Origin of the sequence: Kribbella sp. CCNWLW201, from assembly GCF_037203805.1 — a bacterium.
Taxonomy (GTDB): Bacteria; Actinomycetota; Actinomycetes; order Propionibacteriales; family Kribbellaceae; genus Kribbella.
In genome coordinates, this window is record NZ_JBBCBQ010000012.1 from 17,222 (window position 1) to 38,947 (window position 21,726).

Below are 21,726 nucleotides of genomic sequence, written 5' to 3' on the forward strand. Positions count from 1 at the left end.
CGAACCGGCCGGAGCATCCCGCTCCGGCCGGTTCCTGTGTGTGTTCAGGAAGGCACGAAGAGCTCGAGGGCGATGTTGTCGGGATCCTTGAGGTTGAGGTGCAGCCCGAACGGGCTCGCCTCGATGTCCGAACAGGTCACGCCGTCCGCGATCAGGCCGGCGTGCCAGGCTTCCAGCTCGGACCGTGACGGGACCTGGAACGCGAGGTGGTCCAGCCCGATCCGGGCCGGGTCGAAGCTCTGTCCGGTGGCGTCGGCGTGGTCGCGCAGCGCGATCATCATCCCGGGCCGGGCGACGATGAAGAGCCGGCCGCTGTCGTCCGTGGACGAGAACACCGTCTCGGTTCCGAGCACGCGGTTGTAGAAGTCGACACTACGCTGCGGATCGGTCACGGTCAGCGATACGTGCGAGAAGGCGTCGAGCGCTGGCATCCCCACCCCCTTCAGGGTGATGCCACAGTAATCCTCAGCGCTCGACGCCGTCGTCGACCAGCAGCCAGATGTTGCCGTCGGGATCGCGGAAGGACGCTTGGTCGGATCCGGCCGCGCCTCGGGAGATCGGGCTAGGAGCCGCGCCACGGGACCGCAGGTCGGCGACGGCTGCCGGAAGGTCTTTCACTCTCAGGATCCCGACGGTCGACCCGGGCTCGGCCGGACTGATGCCGGTGCCGATGACGATCGAGCACATGGAGCCAGGCGGGGTGAGTTGGACGACCCGGACATCGCCGTCCGCCTGGTCGGAATCCAGGTGAAATCCCAGGGTGCGGTAGAAGTGCCGGGTCCGGTCGACGTCGGACACGGGTACGACGACGGCCTTGAGCTTGCTGTCCACGGGGGCACTCCTTTGACGATCGTCGTTCCATCGTCTGTCCTGGTCCCGGTCATCGCACCCGTGGAAAACCCTGGTCTGCTTCAGGTGGAGCGCGCCAGTGCGCTGCGGAGCTGCCGGCGGGACGTGATGCCGAGCTTGGAGAACGTCTTGCGCAGGTGCCACTCCACCGTGCGCGGACTGATGTACAGCTGCGCCCCGATCTCGACGTTGGTCAGGCCGTCGCGGGCCAGCCCGGCGATCTGCGCCTCCTGCGAGGTGAGGTCGGTGAGAGTGTCCGGCGTACGTTTGCGAACTGTCTCGCCAGTCGCGAGCAGTTCGTGGCGGGCGCGTTCGGCGAAGGCATCGAGGCCCATCTCCTGCAGCTGTTCATGGGCAGTCCGCAACTGTTCGCGGGCATCCATCCGACGGCCCTCGCGTCGCAGCCACTCGCCGTACAGAAGATGGGCACGGGCGATCTCCACGCGCAGGTTCGTCCGGGTCAGGTGCTCGATGGACTGCCGGTAGGCGTCTTCGTCCCCGCCCAGGAGAGCCCGGACGCGGGCCTCGATTCCGTGTCCCCACTCTGTCGGAGTGGTGGTGACGCGCTCGCTCAGCCAGGCGGCGGCGGAGTCGACGAGTTTGGTGTCGCCGGTCCTGGACGCCGCCTCGGCCAGCTCGGCGACGACCAGTACGCCGTACCCGACGACGTCTTGCTCGAACACCTGCAGCGCAGCGTCTCGGGCGACGTCGTACTTGCCGAGACCGTTGTGCAGGACCGAGTTCGCGTACGACGCGAAGGCCGCCATCCTGCCCTGGCTGTGCTCGGTCGCCTCCCGGATCGTTGCGTCTATCAGCTGCCGGGCCTCTACCTCGTTGCCGCGGTACGCCTCGAGCAGCAGAGCGCCGTACTCGACCTGGGGATTCCCGGTCGCCGCCGCGATCTGGCGGTCCTCGTCGACCAGGCCGGACACTGTGGACAGCTCCCCGGTCAGGCAATGCAGGCTTGCGCGGAAGCTGAGGGCGAACTGGAGTTGCACGAGCGCACCGGTCTCGCGGGCCATCCGGTCCTGCCGGAGGGCGAGCTCGAGAGCGGCGTCGAAGTCCCAGACCTCGATGGCGACGATGCCGCTGACCCGGTTCCCGGCCAGCCAGAGCCAACTGCCGATATCGTCCGTGCCGATATCCGCTCGGCGGGCGTGGTCGAGCGCCCTGATCAGATCCGGCGCGGCGGCGGCATATCCGCGAGTGATCCGCAGTGCAAGAGACTGCAGCAGCAGGTCGGCCGGCGGGTTCGAGTCGACCGGGGGAGGAGCCGCAGCTGCCGCGAACGCCAGGATGCCGGGCGCATCCGGACCGCTGGCCCAGATCGCCGCCGACATCGCCTCGAGATACGTCACCCGCGCCCGGTCGGGATCAAGGTGATCGAGTTGCCTGGCGGCGCCGAGCAGGGTGCGGGCGGCTTCGCGCGCGCGGCCCTGGTCGAACGCGATCTCTCCGCGGAGCCGTTCGGCCTCGGCCTCACAGACCGCGTTCGGTGGTCCGGCGACCGCCCCACCGATCAGGTCGAGCGCCGCCTCGAGCGCGCCCGCACTGCGTTTCGCTGCCGCCGCGGCCAGCAACCGCTGCGCCCGGCGATCCGGGTCGAGCGTCAGCTCCGCCGAACGCTCCAGGAACGCGCCGGCCGCGAAGAAGCCACCGCGTGACTGAGCCCGTACCGCGGAACGCTCGAGCTCTGCGGCGACTTCCTCGTCGGGCATGGGCGTCGCGTGAGCTCTATGCCACGCGCGCCGGTCCGGGTCGAGGTCGGGATCGGTCACGTCGGCGAGCGCATGGTGTACGGCCTGCCGCTCATGCGGTGTCGCCAGCCGGTACGCCGCCGAACGCACCATCGGATGCCGGAACTGGATGTGCCGGCCGAAGGTGATCAGTCCGGACGCGATCGCCGCGGCTGCCGGGTCGGCGCCCAGATCGAGTCGTTCCGCCGCACGCCAGAGCAGAGTCGGATCGCCAAGTGGTTCTGCTGCGGCAGTTAGCAGGAGCAGCCGGGTATCGGCCGGCAGTACCTCGAGGCGTCGTACGAAGCCTTCTTCGATCCGGGCGGCCAACGTCCCCGGGCTGACGCCGTCCGCGAGTTCGGTCAGGCTCCATGCGTGCGGAAGCTCGAGCAGAGCCAGCGGGTTGCCGCGGGTCTCGGCCACGATCCGGTCCCGGACGCGCGGATCGACCGGCCCTGGTAGCACCGAATCGAGCAGGGCACGCGCGTCCGCATCGTCCAGCCCGCGGATCTCGAGCTCGGCCAACCCGGCCAGTTCGTGGTCCTCACCATCGCGGACGGCGAAGACCATGACCACCGACTCGGCCGCCAGTCGGCGCGCGACGAAGGCGAGGATCCGCGCGGACATCCGGTCGAGCCATTGGGCATCGTCGATGACGCACAGGACCGGCTTCTGGGCGGCCGCGTCGGACAGCAGGTTCAGGACGGCGAGACCGACGAGGAAACGGTCCGGCGCTGGTCCGGTCTGTTCGCCGAACGCCGTACCGAGGGCATCGTGCTGCGGACGCGGAAGGCGGTCGACCAGGTCCAGGAACGGCTGGCAGAGCTGATGAAGTCCGGCGTAGGCGAGCTCCATCTCGGACTCCACTCCGACCGCCCGCGCGATCCGGCACGTGTTGCTGCGTGCCACCAGCGACTCGAGTAACGCCGACTTGCCGACACCGGCCTCGCCGCGGAGAACCAGGACCTCACTGCGGCCCGTGCGCGCTGCGCTGATCAGTTCGTCCAGTACGGCGATTTCCCGCCGCCGACCACGCAGTTCACGATCCGCCATGCCCACCCTCGCCGTCACCCGATCGGACCAGATCAGGCTTGCACCCGGAACCGATCCGGCGCAAACGTGGACGCCGACTACGGTCAGCGCAGCCGCGGCCGCCTCGGCCAGCACGGCACTGTCGACCGAGCCGGACGCCAGGACCCACCGGACGCCGACCTCGGGATAGACCGTCTGCCAGATCCGCACCGCGTCCTCGACTGACCTTCCCACGTGTACCAGGGTCAGGCCGACGCCACGGCGTCGCGCGGCACGGAACGCGAACCCCAACGCCTCCGCGGGCCCACGGTCGGCGTCAACGCCGACAACCACGCGACCTGCCGACGGCCCAACCGATCTGTTGGCGGACAACCCGATCAGTGCCACGGAGGACGTCGTACGTCGTGCCAACCGTCGTACCAACGCGCGTTGGAACCTCCTGCTGTGGCTCAGCACCACGAGAGCGTTGCTGCTTGTCCGGGCCTCGCTGACCAATGCCGTGAACTGCCTGCCTGGGTGGACGCTTGTCGAGGTTCGCGGCCGATGAAGATGTTCTGCGCGACCGTCAGGTCGGGCATCAGATTGAACTCCTGATGGATGATGCTGATGCCCAGCTCCTGCGCGTGCCGCGGGCTGGCCGGCTCGAAGCGCTGACCGCCGAGGAAGAACTCGCCCTCGTCGGCGGTGTAGATGCCCGACAGCAGCTTCATCAGGGTGGATTCGCCGGCGCCGTTCTCCCCGACCAGGCTGGTCGCCCGCCACGATCGCGTCCAGCGGCCGACCGGTCCTGGCGTCCAGCCTCCGGCTTCGGTTCGACTTTGCCGCGCACGGTCTTGCGGCCCGCGCGGAACTGCTGATCGGGTCACTGTCGACTTTCTTGCCATTGACAACCAGTACGACGGTGAGGCCGTCGCTGCTGAACAAGCTCAGGACCTGGGATCACGGCCTGGCAGAACGCGGCGAACCCTCAACGTGGGGCTCAGCGAGCGGCTGATGGGTTGTCAGCGGGCGCGGTGTTGTCTATGGTGGCGCCAGGTTGGGAGAACAGCCAGGCGGCCAGGGTGCCGCCGGTGTCGACGGAGATCGAGAATCCCACCGCCTCCAGGTCATCTGCTGCGCTGTGCCGCGCTCGGCCTGATCAGTCGTGACCCGATTCGCCAGCGACACCGTGCAGATCCTGCCGCAGAGCCAGCACGCGAACGCTCAGGGGTGAGAACAGTGGCGTTGATGATTCATTGCAGCGGTGGTCGGCGCGGAGGCAACGACTGGCTGATCGGCGGGGTGGGCTGACGGGTACCGCGGTGATGGTGCCGCGAACGAGATGCAGGTACGTCGACAGGCACGGGCACCCGATCAATCGCAGTACTTGGCTCGCCCTGTCCGAGAGGCGTGAGTACGTGGTGATCGAGTGCGACCGCGTGGCCGGGGGTGGTCAACACGTTCAGATCATGACGATCTGGGTGGGTTTGTGGCCGCCGATCTTCGAGACCTTGGTCCACTGCGCAGGGAGCAGTCGGCCGCATCGATGGACTTGGGCAAGCCTGGGGGAGGCACAAGCCGGCCACGTGCAGATCGTCGGCGAGCTGACCACTCGCCGTGGCATGTTCGCCGAGGAGGAGGCACCTGGGAACTTGTGACCGGGGCAGGGGTGATTGTCACAGACGCATCGTTTGTGTGCGGCCAGGACGGCGGGCCGGGTCACAGCGAGCGTCATTCCTCTCTGCGAGGTACACACAGGCGCCAGGACGTGTGCGGCCAGGAGGGCGGGCCGGGTCACGTCCTGGCGTTCCTCCCAGTGGGGACCATCCACAGGTGAGTCAGCCGCTCAACGAGCCGTTGGAGTCATCGTCATCGAGTGTGCGACTGTCGACGGGCGCTTGTCCGGTGAGCCTGGTGATGAGGTCGGCGGCAACGTCTCGCAGTTTGCGGTTGGTGTTTTGCGAATGGTGGCGCAGCAGGTCGAAGGCCGTCCTGGCGTCACAGTTCTGCTGGCCCATCAGCAGGCCGAGTGCCTGGTCGATCACCGATCGCGAGACCAATGCCCGCTCCAGTTGCTCGCCCAGCTGTGACTGCTGCACCGCTCGTGCCGCGAACGCCAAGGTGGTGGCGGCCTGGTCGGCGACGGCAGCGGCCCGCTCCCGGTCCGCCTCGCTGAAGGAGTTCGGCCGGTCATATCCGTAGAGATTCAAGGCGCCGATGATCTGCTGGTCGACGATCAGCGGAAAGCTGAGAGACGCCGTCACGCCGAGTTCGAGCGCGGAATCATGGTAGCGACGCCAGCGGTAGTCGCTCGCCTGGTCTGCGACATCGACCACTTCGCCGTTCTCCAAGGCGTCCAGGCAAGGGCCTTCACCGAGGCTGTACTGCTGCTCGTCGATCAACGCGGCCCGTGGATCACTGGTCACGATCGTCCGAGGCTGCCCGTCGTACCGGGTCGTCATGCCGCACGAGGCCGGCGAATCCACCACCTTGGCCGCCATCCCCGCCAGCTTGACGAGCAAGTCCTCCAGCCCAGGGCCGCTCAGCAGCAACGAATGCACTGACCCCAGCACATCCACAAGAGGCTCGTCACTTCGCCCATCTGTAGCCACGGTGCCACCGGTTCCTGCCCTGACCGACCTGCTCCCGGCTGCAGGCTGGGCCCTGGGCGGAGGTTGGACAGCAACAGCTGAACAGTGACGGCAGTTCAAACGCTACGCCGCCTGGCGGCGATTACCAGGCTGGCGGATGCTGTCGTCGAGTCGGGCTCTTTCTGGCGGCAATTGCCGTAGCTGATGGAGATGAAGCCTTAGCTGTCGGTGATTCGCCAACGATACGGGGCGGCACGAGCACGCAAGGACGCTGGAAAGAGCGCGGGTGGGCTGTGACGAGTTTCGCAGGACAAGCCAGTACTACGCTGAATACGGCTTCCGCGCTATCTGACGCGGCTGGACATTGGCTGGGGGCCCGAGTTCGGCAGTGGCCACGACTACCATTTCCGACCCGGCCCGCCGCGACGACGCCGTACCGGCCTGGGTTTCGGCCTGTCGGGACTCGCCTGCCTCGCCGTCGTCGTCGTGATGGTCGCCGTCGCCGTCCGCGGGGACAATGCGACCACGACGGCCCCCGCGCCAAGCCCTGCGTTGACGAGCGCGAGCGCGCCGTACCCTGACGCCAACTCCACTGCCGTGAGCCGCAGATCGCCTTGTCTCGCCTAGTCGCAGTGCGGCGGTACTACGCCAACCTGATCGACTGCCTGAACCGCGCGTAGGAGCCGCAGGTCCGCGCTGGGCAAGACGACTTCGCTTCGTCAGTCCACAAGAGGCTGGAGAACCAGCAAGGCTGGGGAGTTATGCGCCGTTCTCCAGGCGGCGCTTGACGGTGTGCTCACTGTCCTGGTGGTTGTTCAGCTGCGCAGATGGTCGGTCGTGACGTTGATGTCGGCGACCTGGCTAGCCAGTGTGGGATGGCTGTCTTCGAGCTTTGCCCCGGCCTCGGTCAGAGGCGCCAGCAGGGCTGCGGCGTCGCTGTCGCCGAGCGCGTGAAGGACTCGCTCCACGCTCGCTTGGGTTGCCGCGTCGAGGTCGTCGAGCGCGGTGATCTGTGCGGCAAGCCGGCGCAGCATGGCCGCGTTGTCCCGGGCCCACTGGATGACGGCGCGCTCACCGGCTCGCCGATCGCGGGCTGCCTGGACTCGTTGTTCGCCGGTCATTCCTTCCTGGTCTGAAGTGTGGGGGTTGAGTCGCAGGAACCGGCGTTCGGCGGCCTGCCGGCTGGCCACGCCGAGCGCGGGAGCAATCGCGGCCCAACTCACTCCCCGGTCCCGGGCCGCACCGATGAGCATCGGCTCCCAGACCGCGAGCTGGTCCTGGACGGACCGTAGCGCCGCCAGCGCGGCCAGAACCTCCGCCGAGCTCGCGGGGTCTGGCTTCGCAGGGCCGAGGAGGTCTGCCTGCTGCGTCAGGCGCCGGACGGTCGCTTCTACTGCGACGATCGTGACCGAGGCGGGGGGCCTCGCTCCGCCTGTCGTTTCGCTGGCTGTCACGGTCACCTCCTCAGTTCCCAATGTCAGCGATTGGATGACGCTCGATACTTGTCGTCGTTCCGTTGACATGCTATAAGGGAAGTGCGTGTTGACACCACCCATGAGTCGATGATCGAGGAGGTGCGGGACGATGTTGATGCGCACAGATCCGTTCCGGGAGTTCGACCGGCTTGCCCAGCAGTTCTTCGGCAGCCAGGCGCCGGGCACGTGGTCGCGGCCGACCGCGATGCCGATGGACGCCTACCGGCAGGGCGATCAGTACGTCGTTTCGTTCGATCTGCCCGGCATCTCGCCGGACGCGATCGACCTGGACGTGGAACGCAACGTGCTCACGGTGAAGGCCGAGCGCAGGCCGCTCGAGCTCGGTGAGGGCGTGGAGATGCAGGTCGCCGAGCGTCCGCTCGGCGTGTTCTCCCGGCAGTTGTTCCTGGGCGACACGCTGGACGCCGACCGCATCGAGGCCAGCTACGAGGCCGGCGTGCTGACGCTGAAGATTCCGATCGCCGAGCAGGCGAAGCCGCGCAAGATCGCGGTCGCAGGCGCCGACAGCGACCGCAAGGAGATCGACGCCTGAACCGGCGACACACCACGCCGGGGCAAGTTGTCGATGGGGTGAGATCGATGACGCTGACTGCACAGCAGGTACGCGACGAGGCCGAGGCATTCCTCGACCTTGCGCTCGCCGATAACGATCTGGTGCGGGCCGAGTTCGATGCCCTGGTCGCTGCCTGCTGGGAGTCGCCCTGCCAGCCGCCCCTCGACAAGCCCTGTCCACCCGTCGGTGGGTGGGCCGCCCGGCCACCGCCCAGGTGGCCGCTCCGACCCGGCATCCCAGTCGGCCACGGGACGCCGCGACGGCCTCATGGCCGCGAGCGCGGTCCTCCGCAGCGCTGGAGCGACTGACGTACCTGATCGATATTCCGGTGCCGGTGGGGAGGTGAGTAGATCCAACAATCGACGAAATCCCTGACCCGGTGATGCGGCCGCCCGCCAGACACACCCTTCGACTCCGCGGCGACGACTTCCCCTTTCTGCCGCCTGTCCTTCCTAGGACGGCAAGCAACGGCGGGCCGCCGCATCACCTCGGTCTGACCCACCCAGCACCTGATCCGAGCTAGGTTCTCGTAGCCCCTGAAGCTTTCAACGGACTGCAGCCATGACCGCGCCACCACTCACCGACCCGTACGCGATTCTCGGCGTGACAGCCGAGGCCTCGGACGACGACCTCGACCATGCCTTCCGTATCCTCGTCCGCCAACTCCACCCCGACACCCGAACATCAACAGAGCCGGACGCTGACGCCGACCTGCGCCTGCAACAGCTCCTCACCGCCTACACAACTCTGCGCGACCCCATCCGCCGTGCCGCCTACGACCGCACCCGAGCCCGGCCGGCAAGCACAAAAGGCGCGTCCACACTGCGACCTCGATTCCCGTCCGCGCCGCAGACCCCCGTGCCGATCCGTTTCGGATCGGCGATCCGGGTGGGACCAGTGCATTGGGAACCGTAACCACAGGGCCACCCCACTCGTGGGACAAATGACCAGATCCGACGTGACGCGGATCCGGCGAGTCTGACCCCGTCATCGCCTGTTGGACGTGGCAATCTCAGTCACGTGCCGGTGGGGCCGAGAGCCGGCGGTATTGTCAGCAGCGAATGTTGTGATCGCCGGTGCGTTGACACGCAATCACGCAAGTTCGTCACTGTGTTGACTGTCCGTAGATACGTGCGACTTGCCGGAGGGACTGGCGAGGCCACGACCGGTCGGCGGGCAACGGCTGGAGACGTGGGGGAGAGTTATGTGGAAGCTGACGCTTCGGTACTTGGGCGTGCGCTGGTGCAGTCGAAGCGGGCGGTGGTCGCAGTGGTCATCGGTGCGTTCATCGCGGGCTCGATCGCAACCTCGCTATGTCGGGTTCTGTTGCTTCGCGCAACGGAGCCGGCAACGGGAAGCACTTCGCCGAGGCGGCGGTAGCGCCCAGCGGGGCAGGCCTGAGCCGTCCGGAACCAAGCGGACCTGTCGAGTCGCGCCGGCTGTCTTGAGGTCGTGGCATCTGTAGGACGATGCCGGCGAGTCGGTTCCGCGGTCGAGGTGACGAGTACTGCCGAACCAGATGGCTTCCATCTGTCGTCCGGCCCGGTCGTAACCTGCGCGTCTCCTTCGGTCACGCGGCTGAAACATGCGCTTCTTACGTTGGGAGTCCACGTCAGCCGCGCGAGGCGGTGAGCCGATGTACGAACACGTCGACCCCTTCATCGGGACCGGCGCCACCGACTTGCCCATGCCCAAGGGCCTGGCCTCGACCTGGTGGTGGCCCAAGCCGCAGGTCGGCAACACCCACCCGGGCGCCATGCACCCCTTCGGGATGGTGTCGGCCTGCCCGTACTCCGGGGCCTACCCGACCGGTTACGGGCTGTACGACTTCAACACCGAGGGCGTGCCCGACCTGTTGTACGACCGCCCGGTCGCCTCCGGCTTCACCCACTTCCAGCAGTCCGGCACCGGCGCGATCCGCAAGTACTACAACTACTTCCAGGTCACCCCGATGCTCGGCCCGCTCGATGACCTGGGCACCACGTGGGACCTGCTGGAGGAGGTGGCCAGGCCCGGCTACTACGCGGCGACGCTGAGTTCGGGGGTGCACTGCGAGGTGACGGTCGGCCCCAAGTCGGCCGTCCACCGGTACACCTTCCCGGCGAATGACGCCGCCCGGATCGTCATCGACGCCTCGACCGGCGGCCTGGCCATCCCGCACAGCCGGACTGTGCCGCTGAAGGCGCACCTGGCGATGCTGGAGCCCGGGGTGGCTCAAGGGGAGATCCACGTCGAGGGGGTGCCGCTGGCTGTGCACCTGGAGGTCGACGCCCCCGGCTGGCGGCAGCTGCTGTGGTACGACCGGCGCCTGATGCCCGGCGGCACTCGCCTCGACTTCGACTACATCCGACCGACCACATTGCGGCCGTTCGGGCTGATGTTCATGGGACCATCGCGCGCCGAGCAGACCGTCGAGGTGCGGCTGGGGTTCTCCCTGCGTGGGTGTGAGACGGCCCGCGACAACCTCCGCGCGGACGTCGGCCGCACGCAGAGCACCTTCGCCAGGCGGCGCGACCGCACGGCAGCCAGCTGGCGCGACCACCTCGGCAAGGTTGAGATCAAGACCGAGTCCGACGACCAGGCAACGGTTTTCGGCACCGCGCTCTACCACTCGCTGGTCAAGCCGTGCTTCGCCCCGGACGAGAGCCCGTCGTGGACGACCGAGGGCCCGTACGCGTTCGACATCTGCACCATGTGGGACATCTACCGCACCCAACTGCCGCTGATGACCACGCTGTTCCCGCAGCGTTCGGTCGCGCTGGCCGGCGCGCTGCTGTCGATCTGCGAGCAGGAGGGCAACCTGCCGATCGGCTACCGGATGGCCAAGGGAGCCGACCGGTTCTCCCGGCAGGGCAGCGCCCTCGCGCACACCTTCTTTGCCGACCTGTGCCAACTGGATCTGCCTGGTATCGACTGGGACTGGGCCATGGTGCACCTGGAGATGGAACTGCGCCGGACGTACGGCGAGGACTACCTGGTGCACGGTGTGGCGCACCCGATCAGCCATACCCTCGACCTGGCGTACGCCTACCACTGCACCGCGGCGATCGCCCACAAGGTGCGCGATCGGCCACTGGCACAGCAGATGCGCGACCTCGCTCAAGGCTGGCGGGCGGCGTACGACCCGGGCACCGGCCTGCTGCGCGACTCGACGTTCTACGAGGGCGGCCGGTGGAACTACTCCTTCCGGCTGCTGCACGACATGCGCGCCCGGATCGCACTCGCCGGCGGTGATGAGGCGTTCGTGGGACTGCTCGACCGGTTCTTCGGGTACGACGCCGCACCGGTCACCCAGCCGGGGGTGGCGCCGAGCGTGGCCGAGATGGACGCCGGGTACGGCCTGTGCCGGTTCGAGGGATTGAACAACGAACCGGACTACGAGGCGCCGTGGTCCTACCACTACGCGGGACGGCCGGACCGAACCGCAGAGGTGGTGCATGCCGCCATCGCCAACCAATTCGGCACCGGCCGGGGCGGGCTGCCAGGAAACGATGACTCCGGCGGGCTCTCTGCGTGGTACGTGTGGGCGACGCTCGGGCTGTTCCCGGTGGCTGGGCAGAACCTGTTCCTGGTCAGCGCGCCGGCCGTGGCGGAGTCCACGACCCGGCTGCCGGACCGCGATCTGTCGATCACCACCACAGGATTCGAGCCGGTCGAGGCAGGCGGACCGGTCTCCTACGTCCAATCCATCACGGTGGACGGCAAGACACTCGAACGCCCCTGGATCTCCGGCCGGGAACTGCGGCACATCCGCAACCTGCACATCGAACTCGGCCCTCAGCCCTCCGGCTGGGGCACCCGGATCAGGCCACCATCCACATCCGACCCGCTACACGCCATTGGAGGTGAGGCATGAACATCGCCGACAACACGCTCACCCCTTCCACACCCAACCGCCGCCTGGTCATTGTTGTCCGCGCCGACCCGGTGATCTGCGGGCACTCCGGTGAGGCGAGGTGCCTCGCGGAGGTTGCGCTCACCCGCGGGTTCGACGATGTGCGGATCGTGACCTGGCCGCTGGACGCGCTGGAGGCGGCCGGACTGCCGTTGAAACCGCTCGATCGCGTGCTGCCGTACAGCCCTGGCATCACCGTGGAGCGGCCCGATCCCGTTGGCGACTACCGGGTTCCGGACGGGCGCTACCTGTCCGGGCTCATCGGGCGGCTGGTCGAGCTGTTCAGCGACGGGGTGCCGACGGTGGCGATGTCGCTGTACCTGAGCCCGCATGCGATCGCCGTGCAGGAGGCCGCCCAGGTGGCGCGCGGGATCGGGCCCGCACGGGTCACTACGGTGGCTGAGGCGGTGGGCTCCGACATCACCAACGTGGTGCGCGAGTGTGTGGCCACCGGCCGGTTCGGGGCGGCCGCGCACATCCTGTCGGTCTACCTGGCGGCCGACCACTGCGTGGCGGTGTCGGAGTACACCAGGGACCTGATCGTGGCCTCGGCGGCGGCCCTCGACGCCATGCACGGTACGACGTTCGCGCAGCGCTGCCGGGAGCGGATCGCCATCTCCTACCCGGCGGTCGACTCCTGGTCCTACCTGTCGCTCACCGATGACAGGATCGCCGAAACTCTGACCAGACGCGGCCTTTCGCGGGACGGGTACGTGCTGTTCCTGTCCCGGATCGCCTCGGCGAAGGGGGTCGACGACCTGATCGACGCCTACGTCGGGTCGCGGTCGGCCGAGCGGGTGCAACTGATCCTGGCCGGGCGCGGGCCGCAGGAAGACGAGGTGGTGGCGCGGGTGGTGGCGCGGGGCCTGGGCGAGCGGGTGCAGGTGCTGACCGACGTGGACGACGCGGAGAAGCCGGCGCTGATGGCCGGGAGCGCGGCGTTCGTGCTGCCGACCCGCGAGCAGCCGGAGTTCGTGGAGACGTTCGGGATCGCGCTGGTCGAGAAGGCTCTCGCCGGCGGTGGGCCGATCATCACCTGCGCGACCGGCGGCGTACCCGAGGCGGTCGGTGATACGGCCCTGCTGGTGCCGCAGCGTGACCCGGATACCCTGCGGACCGTGCTTGACGAGGTCGTGTGCGACTGGACCCGCGAGCAGCGGGCGGGGGCTGAGCGGCGCGCGCGGGCGTACGCGTTGCAGTTCGACCGGGTTGCGGTGTTCGACCGCCTCGTGGCGCTCGCCGAGCCTCACGCCATCCACGTCGCCTGAGCTCGATCTGCTGGTCGCGGGGGCCATCCCTGCACCGTGAAGACACGGTGCGAGTACTGCTTGAGGCCGACGACCCCGGTCGAAGTTGCGATGACTCGCCAGGAGTTGGAGGCGTATCTCGGAGCTCGGCGACATGGCGAAGGCTCTCGACAAGGCTCAGCCAGAGGAGATGAGCGAGCTGTATGCGTCGCTGCGATTGTCGCTGACGTACCACCACGTCGAGCAGATCGTCGACGTTGAGGTCTGTGGCCGGGTTTCGATGTTCTTGAGGGTTTCGACCGCGGGCTGCTTGATGAGCTTGTTGTCGAGATCGTCCTCCGGCTGGTTGAGCAGGAGCGGATCGGTCCCATCTGGAGGATGGCCAACCTGAGGACGGCTGCCGGTGGGTGGGCGTCGCTCGTGGGACAGTTGTCCAACGATGACGATCTTCACGTTCCACCTCGCGGAGCTCCGTCCGACGACGACGGCGGGGGCACTGTGGAAGGCGCCGACTGTGCCTTCCACGCCCGGGTTGCGGTACGCCGAGTGCCTGGCGCTGATGCGCCTTGGTGCGCCGACCGTCTCGCCGGCCCGGATGCAGTTGCGTCGGATGGCGATGTTCGCGCGGTGGGAGGACGAGGCGGCGGTCGAGACCTTCCTGGCGGACCACCCCCTGGGCAGGGAGGTGGCGGCAGGCTGGCATGTGCGCATGCAGTTCCTGCGTCGCTGGTCGCGGCTTGCGGCGTTGCCCGACCTGCCGGCGAGAGCGGGGGAGTGGGGCCCTGCCGAACCTGTCGTGGCGGTCACGCTGGCCCGGATGCGCCTCCTGGAGGTGCCGAGGTTCCTTAAGTGGGGCAAGCCTGTGGAGCGGCTGGTTCGCGACCATCCGGGGACCACGCTGGCGCTGGCCGCGATGCGCCCGCCCCGGACGATCTCTACGTTCTCGGTCTGGCGGTCTGTGCGGGAGATGGAGGAGATGGTCCACGGTCACAGCACTGTCCCGGATCCCGACCGTCATGCCGCCGCGATGGCCGAACGCCGGCGCAGGGACTTCCACCACGAGTTCGCCACCCTGCGGTTTCGGCCGCTGTCGGAGCACGGCTCGTGGCAGGGGCGGAGCGGGATCGTTCCCCGGTAGGGCGCGCTTCCGGTCGGGTCGGTCCAGCGGTGAAATCCGGTGGTCCGGCATCGCCGATCCCCTTACGCTTGGTTCGAACTGGGCGCCGCCGCGACACCGTGGCAGGCGCTTTGACGAGTGAGGGGAGCCCCGGCCGTGCGTTACAGCATCGCTGTGAGTGTTCCCCGGTCACGGTACGACGTGATCCTGGTGTCTTCGTGTGTCAGGTGCCGGCTGCGCGGTCGGCTCCTGTCCGTGACGAACTGACCCAGCCTGTCCTGCAGGCGGCTGCATGCTGAGCCGCCGCTGGGGCTGTGGCGCATGGCCTGACCGCAGGCCGCTTCGTCCGCGAATCGCGCCGTCCTGCTCCGGATCATCCGAAAGGCCATCGGCCCATGCGTACAAACCTTGACCACCGTCAACAGAACCGCTCGCTGTCCGGCCTGCGCAACGTCGGCATTCTCGCCCATGTCGATGCCGGCAAGACCACCGTCACCGAACGGATCCTGTACCTCACCGGCACCATTCACAAGCGCGGTGAGGTCCACGACGGCACGACCGTCACCGACTTCGACTCGCAGGAACGCGATCGTGGGATCACGATCTTCGCCGCGGCCGTCAGTTGCGACTGGGACGGGTACTCGATCAACCTGATCGACACCCCGGGCCACGTCGACTTCTCTGACGAGGTGGAGCGCTCGCTGCGGGTGCTCGACGGTGCCGTCGCATTGTTCGACGCCGTCGCGGGAGTCGAACCGCAGAGCGAGTCGGTCTGGCGGCAGGCCGACCGGCACGGAGTGCCACGGATCGCGTTCGTCAACAAGATGGACCGCCCCGGCGCCGACCTCGACGCAGCGCTGGACTCGATCCGCGAGCGGTTGCACGTGACCCCGCTGGCGGTCCAGTTGCCGATCGGGAAGGAGGCCGAGTTCAGCGGAGTGATCGACCTGCTCAGGATGCGGGCGTACGTCTGGGTCGACGGCAGTGACACCTTTGCGGACGGCCCTGTGCCCGAAGCCCTTCTGGAACAGGCGAAGCGACGGCGTCGGCTGCTCGAGGAGACCGTCGCCGAGCTCCACCCGGTCGCGCTGGACGAGTTCTATGCGCGGTCAACGGTCTCGGCGGAGACGCTAGCTGCCGCACTGCGGGACCTGACCCGGTCTGGTACCGGCGTGGTGGTGCTGTGCGGGTCGGCGTACCGCAACCGCGGGATCGAGCCGCTGCTGGACGCCGTCGTCGCCTATCTGCCTTCGCCGCAGGAGGTGCCCGCGGTGCGCGGTATGTCGGACGGTGTCGTACAGGAGCGGGTCGCCGACCCGACGGCCCCGTTCGCGGCGCTCGTGTTCAAGGTCAGCTCGACCGCCACCGGGCGGCTCACGTACCTGCGGGTGTATTCGGGAACGATTCGGAAGGGAGAAACGGTGGTGGACGCGGGCGCGGGACGCACTGAGCGGATCAGCCGGATCCTGCGGGTGCAGGCCGACCAGCACGCGGAGGTCCAGCAGGCGTTCGCCGGAGACATCGTCGCGGTCGTCGGGCCGAAGTCCGCACGAAGCGGCGCCACCCTGTGCGCGCCGGCGGCACCGTTGGTTCTCGAACCGCCGGCCGTGGCAGACCCGGTCGTTTCCGTGGCAGTCGAGGCCCGCAGGAGCGCCGACACCGACCGGCTCGCGTCGGCACTGACGCGGCTGGCCGATGAGGACCTCTCGCTGACGGTCCGGACCGATTCCGAGACCGGTCAGACGCTGTTGTCAGGCATGGGTGAGCTGCACCTCGAGGTCGCGGTGGAGAAGATACGTCGTGCTCACGGGCTGGAGGTCGGGGTCGGCCGGCCGCAGGTGACCTACCGTGAGACAGTCGCGCGCGGGGTGTCCGGGCTGGTGTACCGGCACGTCAAGCAGGACGGCGGGGCCGGTCAGTTCGCCGAGATCACCCTCGACGTGGAACCGCTGGAGATGGCTGATGACGACAGCGCGAAGGACTTCGCGTTCCGGTCGGTCGTCGTCGGTGGACGGGTGCCGCAGGAGTATGTCCGCGCGGTCGAAGCAGGCTGCCGGGATGCTCTGGCCCAGGGGCCCCTCGGCGGGCACCCGGTGACCGGGGTGCGGGTCACGCTGACGGATGGAGCCACCCATCCGAAGGACTCGTCGGAGATGGCGTTCCGTACGGCGGGCCGGCTGGGGCTCCGGGAAGCGCTGCGTGCCAGTGCGATGGTGCTGCTGGAACCGGTCGCCGAGGTCACGGCGACCGTGCCTGAGGATGCCGTCGGCGGCGTGCTCGGCGACCTGGCGGCACGGCGTGGCCGGATTTCGGGTTCGACCGCGCGACCGGGCACGATGGTGGTCGTCGCCACCGTCCCGCTGGCCGAGTTGTTCGGTTATGCAACGCAGTTGCGCAGCCGGACCCAGGGCCGGGGAACCTTCACCACCCGAACCACCGGCTACGTCCCGGCACCAGGCGCGAGGTCCGGGGAAACTCCGTCCCGGTAGAGCCAAGCAGGGCCCTCACAGGCCCGCCCACGGGCGGGCCTGTGAGGGCCCATGGTCAGGAAGATGCCCTGGACGCGGCTGTCGCCTGCGTGCAGCGTTTGCGTGCACGGGGTTGCCTTTGCTGCCTGCCAGGTGGCCGAACCTTACGCCTGGGCGGTGCCTGGGTAGCCGGGCATGCCGCGGCGTTGGGTCCAGCTGGCGCCCCAGTGGGCAACGTCGAGGATGGCGGCGAAGACGACCCAGAACCAGTCGAAGCCGGTGAGGCCGCCGCCCGTGTAGAGGACGACGTACATGAGGGTCGCGAAGGGGAGGAAGATGAGGCCGAGCAGCGGCCAGAACCAGCCGTCGAAGGCTTCGTCCACCAGTCTGGGGCGCGCGATCCACACAATCAGCAGAGCGAAGCGCGGAAAGACGCCGGCAAACAAGGCGAACAAGCAGCCCATGTCATTCCTCTCGCGCATTCCTGGTCGGCCCACCGGGGTCGACGGTTGACTTGGATCGTTGCGTGAGAGCTGACGGTGAGCATCATCCGTGCGGGGTGAATTGATCCGGGGTGGCACGCCGCTCGGAGCACGTAGTCCGCCCGGGGTGAGGCTTCCCAGGAGGGCCGGCGGCATTGTGACGAGAGGTACGTCGTACCGCGTGCGGCCGTGGTCGCCTGATCAAGAGGAGAGACCCGTGGGATCTGACATCAAGGCCCCAGTCGACCTGTACATCGCTGCGTACCCGGACGCGGGCGCAGCGCAAGGTGATTGGGACGCTATCAAGCAAGCTGCCTCGGACGATGTGATCAAGGTCGACGGGCTCGTCCTGGTCAGTCGTGCCGCGGACGGCAAGATCAACGTCGACGACGATTTCCACACCGCCCGGAAAGGCGCTGTCTGGGGCGCGGTCGGTGGTGCCGTTATCGGCCTCATCTTCCCACCCAGCCTGCTGGCCGGCGCAGCGGTCGGTGCGGGCGCGGGACTTGGCGTAGGTGGCCTCAAGTCCCATCGAGAGAAGAAGGCGATCAAGGCCGACGTCGAAGACACCCTGCCACCCAACAGTTCGGGAATCGTGGCGCTGTTCGAGGAATCGTGGGTCACCGATGTCGACAAGACGCTGTCGCATGCGGCCAAGATCACCAAGCACGAGGTCGACGCGGACAGCGCGGCGGAGGTGAAGAACACGGCGAAGTAGTCCCGAGGAGACTGTCAGGGAAGCTGATCCATCACGAGGAGAGCCACAATGAAGGACTACCCGTTGATCGCGGACCACGGACTGATCGGGGACCTGCAGACCGCCGCCCTCGTCAGCACGGACGGCTCGATCGACTGGTTCTGCGCACCCCGCTTCGACTCGCCGAGTGTGTTCGGGGCGCTGCTGGACCACGAAAAGGGCGGCCACTCCCGGATCCGGCCAGCGCATGGAACCTTCGAAACCAAGCAGCTGTACTTTCCGGACACGGCGATCCTCATCACGCGCTTCCTCACCGAGGCCGGTGTCGGCGAGGTGATCGACTTCATGCCGGCGACGAGCAGTTCGCACGCGACCCAGAGCCATCGGATCGTGCGGCTGCTTCGTTGCGTCCGCGGCCGGATGACGTTCGACCTGGACATCGCACCGCGGTTCGACTATGGGCGCAAGGCTCATCAGTGGCACGCGACCGAACACGGCGGTGTCTGCACGAGCGACGGCTCGACGCTGACCGTCCACATCGTGCGTGAGCCCGACGACGCACGTCTGTCTCGGCCGCGGGTGGACGACACCGGCGACGTACAGGTGTCGTTCACCTTGGAGGCGGGGCAACAGCGCGGGGTGATGCTCGAGACCGCGGCCGACGGGCCGCCGCGGGAGATCAGGGCCGCCGAGGCGCAGCAGTTGTTCGACGACACGGCCGCCTTCTGGCGGACGTGGTTGGCGCAGTCCACCTACGCAGGTCGCTGGCGCGAGATGCTCCAGCGGTCGGCGATCACGCTGAAGCTGATGACCTACGCGCCGACCGGTGGCTTGGTGGCCGCGCCGACGGCCGCGCTGCCGGAGCAGATCGGCGGGGAGCGGAACTGGGACTACCGCTACACCTGGATCCGGGACGCGTCGTTCTCCATCTACGCCCTGCTGCGGATGGGGTTCACCGAGGAGGCAGCTGCCTTCAGCGGCTGGCTGCGGGATCGCGTGAAGGAGAAGGCCGGCGGGGCCAGTGGACCGCTGAACATCATGTACCGCGTTGACGGATCCTCCGACCTGAGTGAGGAGACCCTGAAGCACTGGGAGGGCTACCGCGGCTCCCGCCCGGTGCACATCGGCAACGGCGCTGCCGATCAGTTGCAGCTGGACATCTACGGCGAAGCGCTGGACAGCATCTACTTCGCCGACCAGCGTGGGCTCGCCATGGGCCACGAGGGTTGGCTCGCAGTCCGGGACCTGCTCGACTGGCTCACCGACAACTGGGACCAGCCCGAGGAGGGCATCTGGGAGACCCGGGGCGGGCGCAAGGACTTCACCTATGGCCGGGTCATGTGCTGGTCGGCGTTCGACCGGGCGATCCGGCTCGCCACCACCCGGTCGCGGCCAGCACCGCTGGACCGGTGGACCCGCGCCCGGGACGCGATCTACGACCAGGTCATGGACCGTGGATGGGACCCGGAACGCGGTGCGTTCGTCCAGCAGTACGGCAGCAAGGTGCTCGACTCGTCACTGCTGCGGATGCCCACGGTGGGGTTCATCACCCCACGGGATCCGCTGTGGCTGTCGACGCTGCGGGCGATGGACTCCGAGCTGGTCACCGACAGCCTCGTCTACCGCTACAACCCTGAGGCATCGCCGGACGGCCTCCGCGGCTCGGAGGGCACGTTCTCGCTGTGCACGTTCATGTACGTCGACGCGCTCGGCAAGGCCGGCCGGATCGACGACGCGCGGCTGACCTTCGAGAAGATGCTCACCTACGCCAACCACCTCGGCCTGTACTCCGAGGAGATCGCGCTCACCGGCGAGCAGATCGGCAACTTCCCCCAGGCGTTCACCCACCTCGCCCTGGTCGACGCCGCGATGACCCTGGACGCCCAGCTCGACCGAAAACAACGGCCAGAGAGCTGACACTCCAGCATGGGCGACGTGATCGGCGAGATCCTTCCGCTCGCGCTGGTTGTCGCGATCAGCCCGATCCCCATCATCGCGGCGATTCTCATGCTGTTGTCGCCGAACGCGAAAACAACCGGCGTCGGGTTCCTCGTCGGCTGGATCGCCGGGGTCGTCATCGCGGTCACCGCATTCACCGTGCTCTCCGCACTCCTGCCCGAGGACGATTCCGATACCTCGAAGCCGATCCAGGGCACGATCAAACTCGCCCTCGGCGTGCTTCTGATCCTCTTGGCCGCCAAACAATGGCGGGCCCGGCCCCGCGGCCAGGTGACGCCGGAGTTGCCGAAGTGGATGTCGGCAATCGACACCCTGACCCCGGTCAAGGGCCTCGGGCTCGGCTTTCTCCTGTCAGCACTGAACCCCAAGAACCTCATCATGGCCGCTGGGGCGGGCATCGCGATCGGTGGTGGCGACCTCGGCACCGGTCAGACCGTCGTCGTCATCGTCGTCTTCACGGCGATCGCCGCGGGTACCGTCGCGGTGCCCGTCATCGCCTACCTTGCGGCCGCCGACCGGATGGTCCAACCGCTCGAGACTCTGCGCGGACGGCTGGTCCAGGAGAACGCTGTCGTCATGGCGGTCCTTCTCCTCGTCATCGGTGTGGTCATGATCGGCAAGGGAATAGGGAGCTTCTAGCCGCCGCGGACTGTGCCTGAGGCTTCGTCGGCGAAGACGGTTGCCCAGTCGTTCTTGATGCTGACTACCGTCCAATGCTGTGCGCGGGCCTGCTCGAGCGACGTCTCGGCGCCTGAGGTGTAGCTGAACTCGCGTTCGTCGTCGTCATGCAGGATCAGCAGCCGTAGTCCGGGACGCTGGGGACGTCCGGCATACCGGAGCATCGGGATGTCGCCGTTGGAGTTGCCAGCGGCAACGACAGGCCGTCGGCCGACCCGGCTCCAGATGCGTACCGGTTTCATGGGGCCGTCGTCGAAGGTGTCCATCTCCGCCTGGTAGACGACCGATCCTCCGGTGTCGTCGTCCTGGTACCGGAGGCCGGCCGAGGTGCCGATGATGCGCTCGGCCGGGATGCCGTAGATCTCCTCGGTGATCGGTCGCATGAAGTCGCGGTCGCCTCCGGACGCGATGTACGTCGTGAACCCGTAGGACTCCAGGTAGTGCAAGAGTTCGACCATCGGGAGATAGGTGCAGTCCTGGAGCAGCCGGCCGAGCGTCGGGTGGCGCGTCGTCAGGAAGAAGCGGTCGGCCAGTTCTGCGTAGGTGTCGACACTCATCGCAGCGAACGCCTGAAGCATGCCGCCCAGGAGCACCTTCACGTCGCGGTCGTCGCCGTGGTAGTGCCTGGTGATCACGCCCCCGAGCCAGGCGTAGTCCTTGTCCCGGGCAGCCTGCCACGGCTGACGTGTGCGAAGGGCTGGGTCCTGCTCGGCCATCTCGGCGAGCCGCTGCAGGATGAAGCCGAGTTCGGCCGGCATCGGCTTCTCACACCACAGTGTGCCGTCGTTGTCGAAGACCGCGATCCGCTCGGAGGGCGGAACGTACTGCGCTCCGCCCTCCTGCACGGCCCGGTCGACGAAGTCCACGATCGCCTGTCGGGTCGGGGTGTCTCGCCAGGACGACAGCAGGACGGCCGACCGCACAGCTCCTTCGTGCTTCATCTTCAT

The 21,726-nt window shown here is 67.9% G+C and carries 20 protein-coding genes; 11 read left to right on the forward strand and 9 right to left on the reverse strand.

The window, feature by feature from the left end:
• Positions 1–44: 44 nt before the first annotated feature.
• From V9K99_RS36255 to V9K99_RS36270, 4 genes are all read right to left on the reverse strand, one after another.
• The gene (locus V9K99_RS36255) at positions 45–431 is read right to left on the reverse strand and encodes a VOC family protein (RefSeq protein ID WP_337011161.1); all 387 of its coding nucleotides are present in this window, start codon (positions 429–431) and stop codon (positions 45–47) included.
• A 34-nt stretch (positions 432–465) separates the two neighbouring features.
• Positions 466–831, reverse strand: a complete 366-nt coding sequence (locus V9K99_RS36260) for a VOC family protein (protein ID WP_337011159.1) — start codon at positions 829–831, stop codon at positions 466–468.
• Between the two features lie 80 nt (positions 832–911).
• On the reverse strand, positions 912–3,851 hold the full coding sequence (locus tag V9K99_RS36265) for an ATP-binding protein (RefSeq protein WP_337011157.1): 2,940 nt from the start codon (positions 3,849–3,851) through the stop codon (positions 912–914).
• Positions 3,852–4,066: 215 nt separating this feature from the next.
• On the reverse strand, positions 4,067–4,501 hold the full coding sequence (locus tag V9K99_RS36270; RefSeq protein ID WP_337011154.1) for an ATP-binding cassette domain-containing protein: 435 nt from the start codon (positions 4,499–4,501) through the stop codon (positions 4,067–4,069).
• 564 nt (positions 4,502–5,065) lie between these two features.
• Between V9K99_RS36270 and V9K99_RS36275 the strand changes: the two genes are divergently transcribed.
• Entirely contained in the window at positions 5,066–5,254 is a 189-nt protein-coding gene (locus tag V9K99_RS36275) for a hypothetical protein (RefSeq protein ID WP_337011152.1), read from the forward strand.
• Between the two features lie 180 nt (positions 5,255–5,434).
• Here V9K99_RS36275 and V9K99_RS36280 read toward each other — a convergent pair whose 3' ends face one another.
• Together V9K99_RS36280 and V9K99_RS36285 are read right to left on the reverse strand one after the other, a co-directional pair.
• Positions 5,435–6,175 (reverse strand): GAF and ANTAR domain-containing protein, encoded by a 741-nt coding sequence (locus tag V9K99_RS36280; RefSeq protein WP_337011151.1) that lies wholly within the window; start codon positions 6,173–6,175, stop codon positions 5,435–5,437.
• Between the two features lie 827 nt (positions 6,176–7,002).
• The gene (locus V9K99_RS36285) at positions 7,003–7,641 is read right to left on the reverse strand and encodes a hypothetical protein (protein ID WP_337011149.1); all 639 of its coding nucleotides are present in this window, start codon (positions 7,639–7,641) and stop codon (positions 7,003–7,005) included.
• Between the two features lie 130 nt (positions 7,642–7,771).
• Here V9K99_RS36285 and V9K99_RS36290 point away from each other — a divergent pair, with 130 nt between their 5' ends.
• From V9K99_RS36290 to V9K99_RS36310, 5 genes are all read left to right on the forward strand, one after another.
• Positions 7,772–8,215, forward strand: coding sequence for an Hsp20/alpha crystallin family protein (locus tag V9K99_RS36290; protein WP_337011147.1), 444 nt, complete (start codon positions 7,772–7,774; stop codon positions 8,213–8,215).
• A gap of 47 nt (positions 8,216–8,262) precedes the next feature.
• Positions 8,263–8,544: a hypothetical protein gene (locus V9K99_RS36295; protein WP_337011144.1), complete on the forward strand. Its 282-nt coding sequence runs from the start codon at positions 8,263–8,265 to the stop codon at positions 8,542–8,544.
• A 253-nt stretch (positions 8,545–8,797) separates the two neighbouring features.
• Positions 8,798–9,151 carry a J domain-containing protein gene (locus tag V9K99_RS36300; protein ID WP_337011142.1) on the forward strand — a complete coding sequence of 118 codons (354 nt, stop codon included), beginning with the start codon at positions 8,798–8,800 and terminating at the stop codon, positions 9,149–9,151.
• Positions 9,152–9,872: 721 nt separating this feature from the next.
• On the forward strand, positions 9,873–12,092 hold the full coding sequence (locus tag V9K99_RS36305) for a glycoside hydrolase domain-containing protein (protein ID WP_337011140.1): 2,220 nt from the start codon (positions 9,873–9,875) through the stop codon (positions 12,090–12,092).
• A complete protein-coding gene (locus V9K99_RS36310; RefSeq protein ID WP_337011138.1) occupies positions 12,089–13,399 on the forward strand; it encodes a glycosyltransferase in 1,311 nt (436 codons plus the stop codon). The genes V9K99_RS36305 and V9K99_RS36310 overlap by 4 nt, the downstream gene beginning before the upstream one ends.
• Positions 13,400–13,555: 156 nt before the next feature.
• On the opposite strand, the gene V9K99_RS36315 is transcribed toward V9K99_RS36310, so the two are convergent.
• The gene (locus V9K99_RS36315; protein ID WP_337011136.1) at positions 13,556–13,831 is read right to left on the reverse strand and encodes a hypothetical protein; all 276 of its coding nucleotides are present in this window, start codon (positions 13,829–13,831) and stop codon (positions 13,556–13,558) included.
• On the opposite strand from V9K99_RS36315, the gene V9K99_RS36320 reads away from it, so the two are divergent.
• Together V9K99_RS36320 and fusA are read left to right on the forward strand one after the other, a co-directional pair.
• Entirely contained in the window at positions 13,818–14,516 is a 699-nt protein-coding gene (locus tag V9K99_RS36320; protein ID WP_337011134.1) for a hypothetical protein, read from the forward strand. The genes V9K99_RS36315 and V9K99_RS36320 overlap by 14 nt on opposite strands.
• A gap of 374 nt (positions 14,517–14,890) precedes the next feature.
• Complete coding sequence (gene fusA / locus V9K99_RS36325; protein WP_337011132.1) at positions 14,891–16,984, forward strand: elongation factor G; 2,094 nt, start codon at positions 14,891–14,893, stop codon at positions 16,982–16,984.
• A 143-nt stretch (positions 16,985–17,127) separates the two neighbouring features.
• Here the strand turns inward: fusA and V9K99_RS36330 are convergent, their stop codons facing one another.
• Positions 17,128–17,427: a hypothetical protein gene (locus tag V9K99_RS36330; RefSeq protein ID WP_337011130.1), complete on the reverse strand. Its 300-nt coding sequence runs from the start codon at positions 17,425–17,427 to the stop codon at positions 17,128–17,130.
• Between the two features lie 235 nt (positions 17,428–17,662).
• Here V9K99_RS36330 and V9K99_RS36335 point away from each other — a divergent pair, with 235 nt between their 5' ends.
• From V9K99_RS36335 to V9K99_RS36345, 3 genes are read left to right on the forward strand one after another with little or no spacing between them, the layout of a single operon-like run.
• Positions 17,663–18,163, forward strand: a complete 501-nt coding sequence (locus tag V9K99_RS36335; protein ID WP_337011128.1) for a DUF1269 domain-containing protein — start codon at positions 17,663–17,665, stop codon at positions 18,161–18,163.
• 48 nt (positions 18,164–18,211) lie between these two features.
• On the forward strand, positions 18,212–20,059 hold the full coding sequence (locus tag V9K99_RS36340) for a glycoside hydrolase family 15 protein (protein ID WP_337011126.1): 1,848 nt from the start codon (positions 18,212–18,214) through the stop codon (positions 20,057–20,059).
• A gap of 9 nt (positions 20,060–20,068) precedes the next feature.
• Positions 20,069–20,740, forward strand: coding sequence for a GAP family protein (locus V9K99_RS36345; RefSeq protein WP_337011124.1), 672 nt, complete (start codon positions 20,069–20,071; stop codon positions 20,738–20,740).
• Here the strand turns inward: V9K99_RS36345 and V9K99_RS36350 are convergent.
• Positions 20,737–21,720 carry an HAD family hydrolase gene (locus V9K99_RS36350; protein ID WP_337336422.1) on the reverse strand — a complete coding sequence of 328 codons (984 nt, stop codon included), beginning with the start codon at positions 21,718–21,720 and terminating at the stop codon, positions 20,737–20,739. The two genes, V9K99_RS36345 and V9K99_RS36350, sit on opposite strands and share 4 nt — an antisense overlap.
• Between the last annotated feature and the right edge of the window lie 6 nt (positions 21,721–21,726).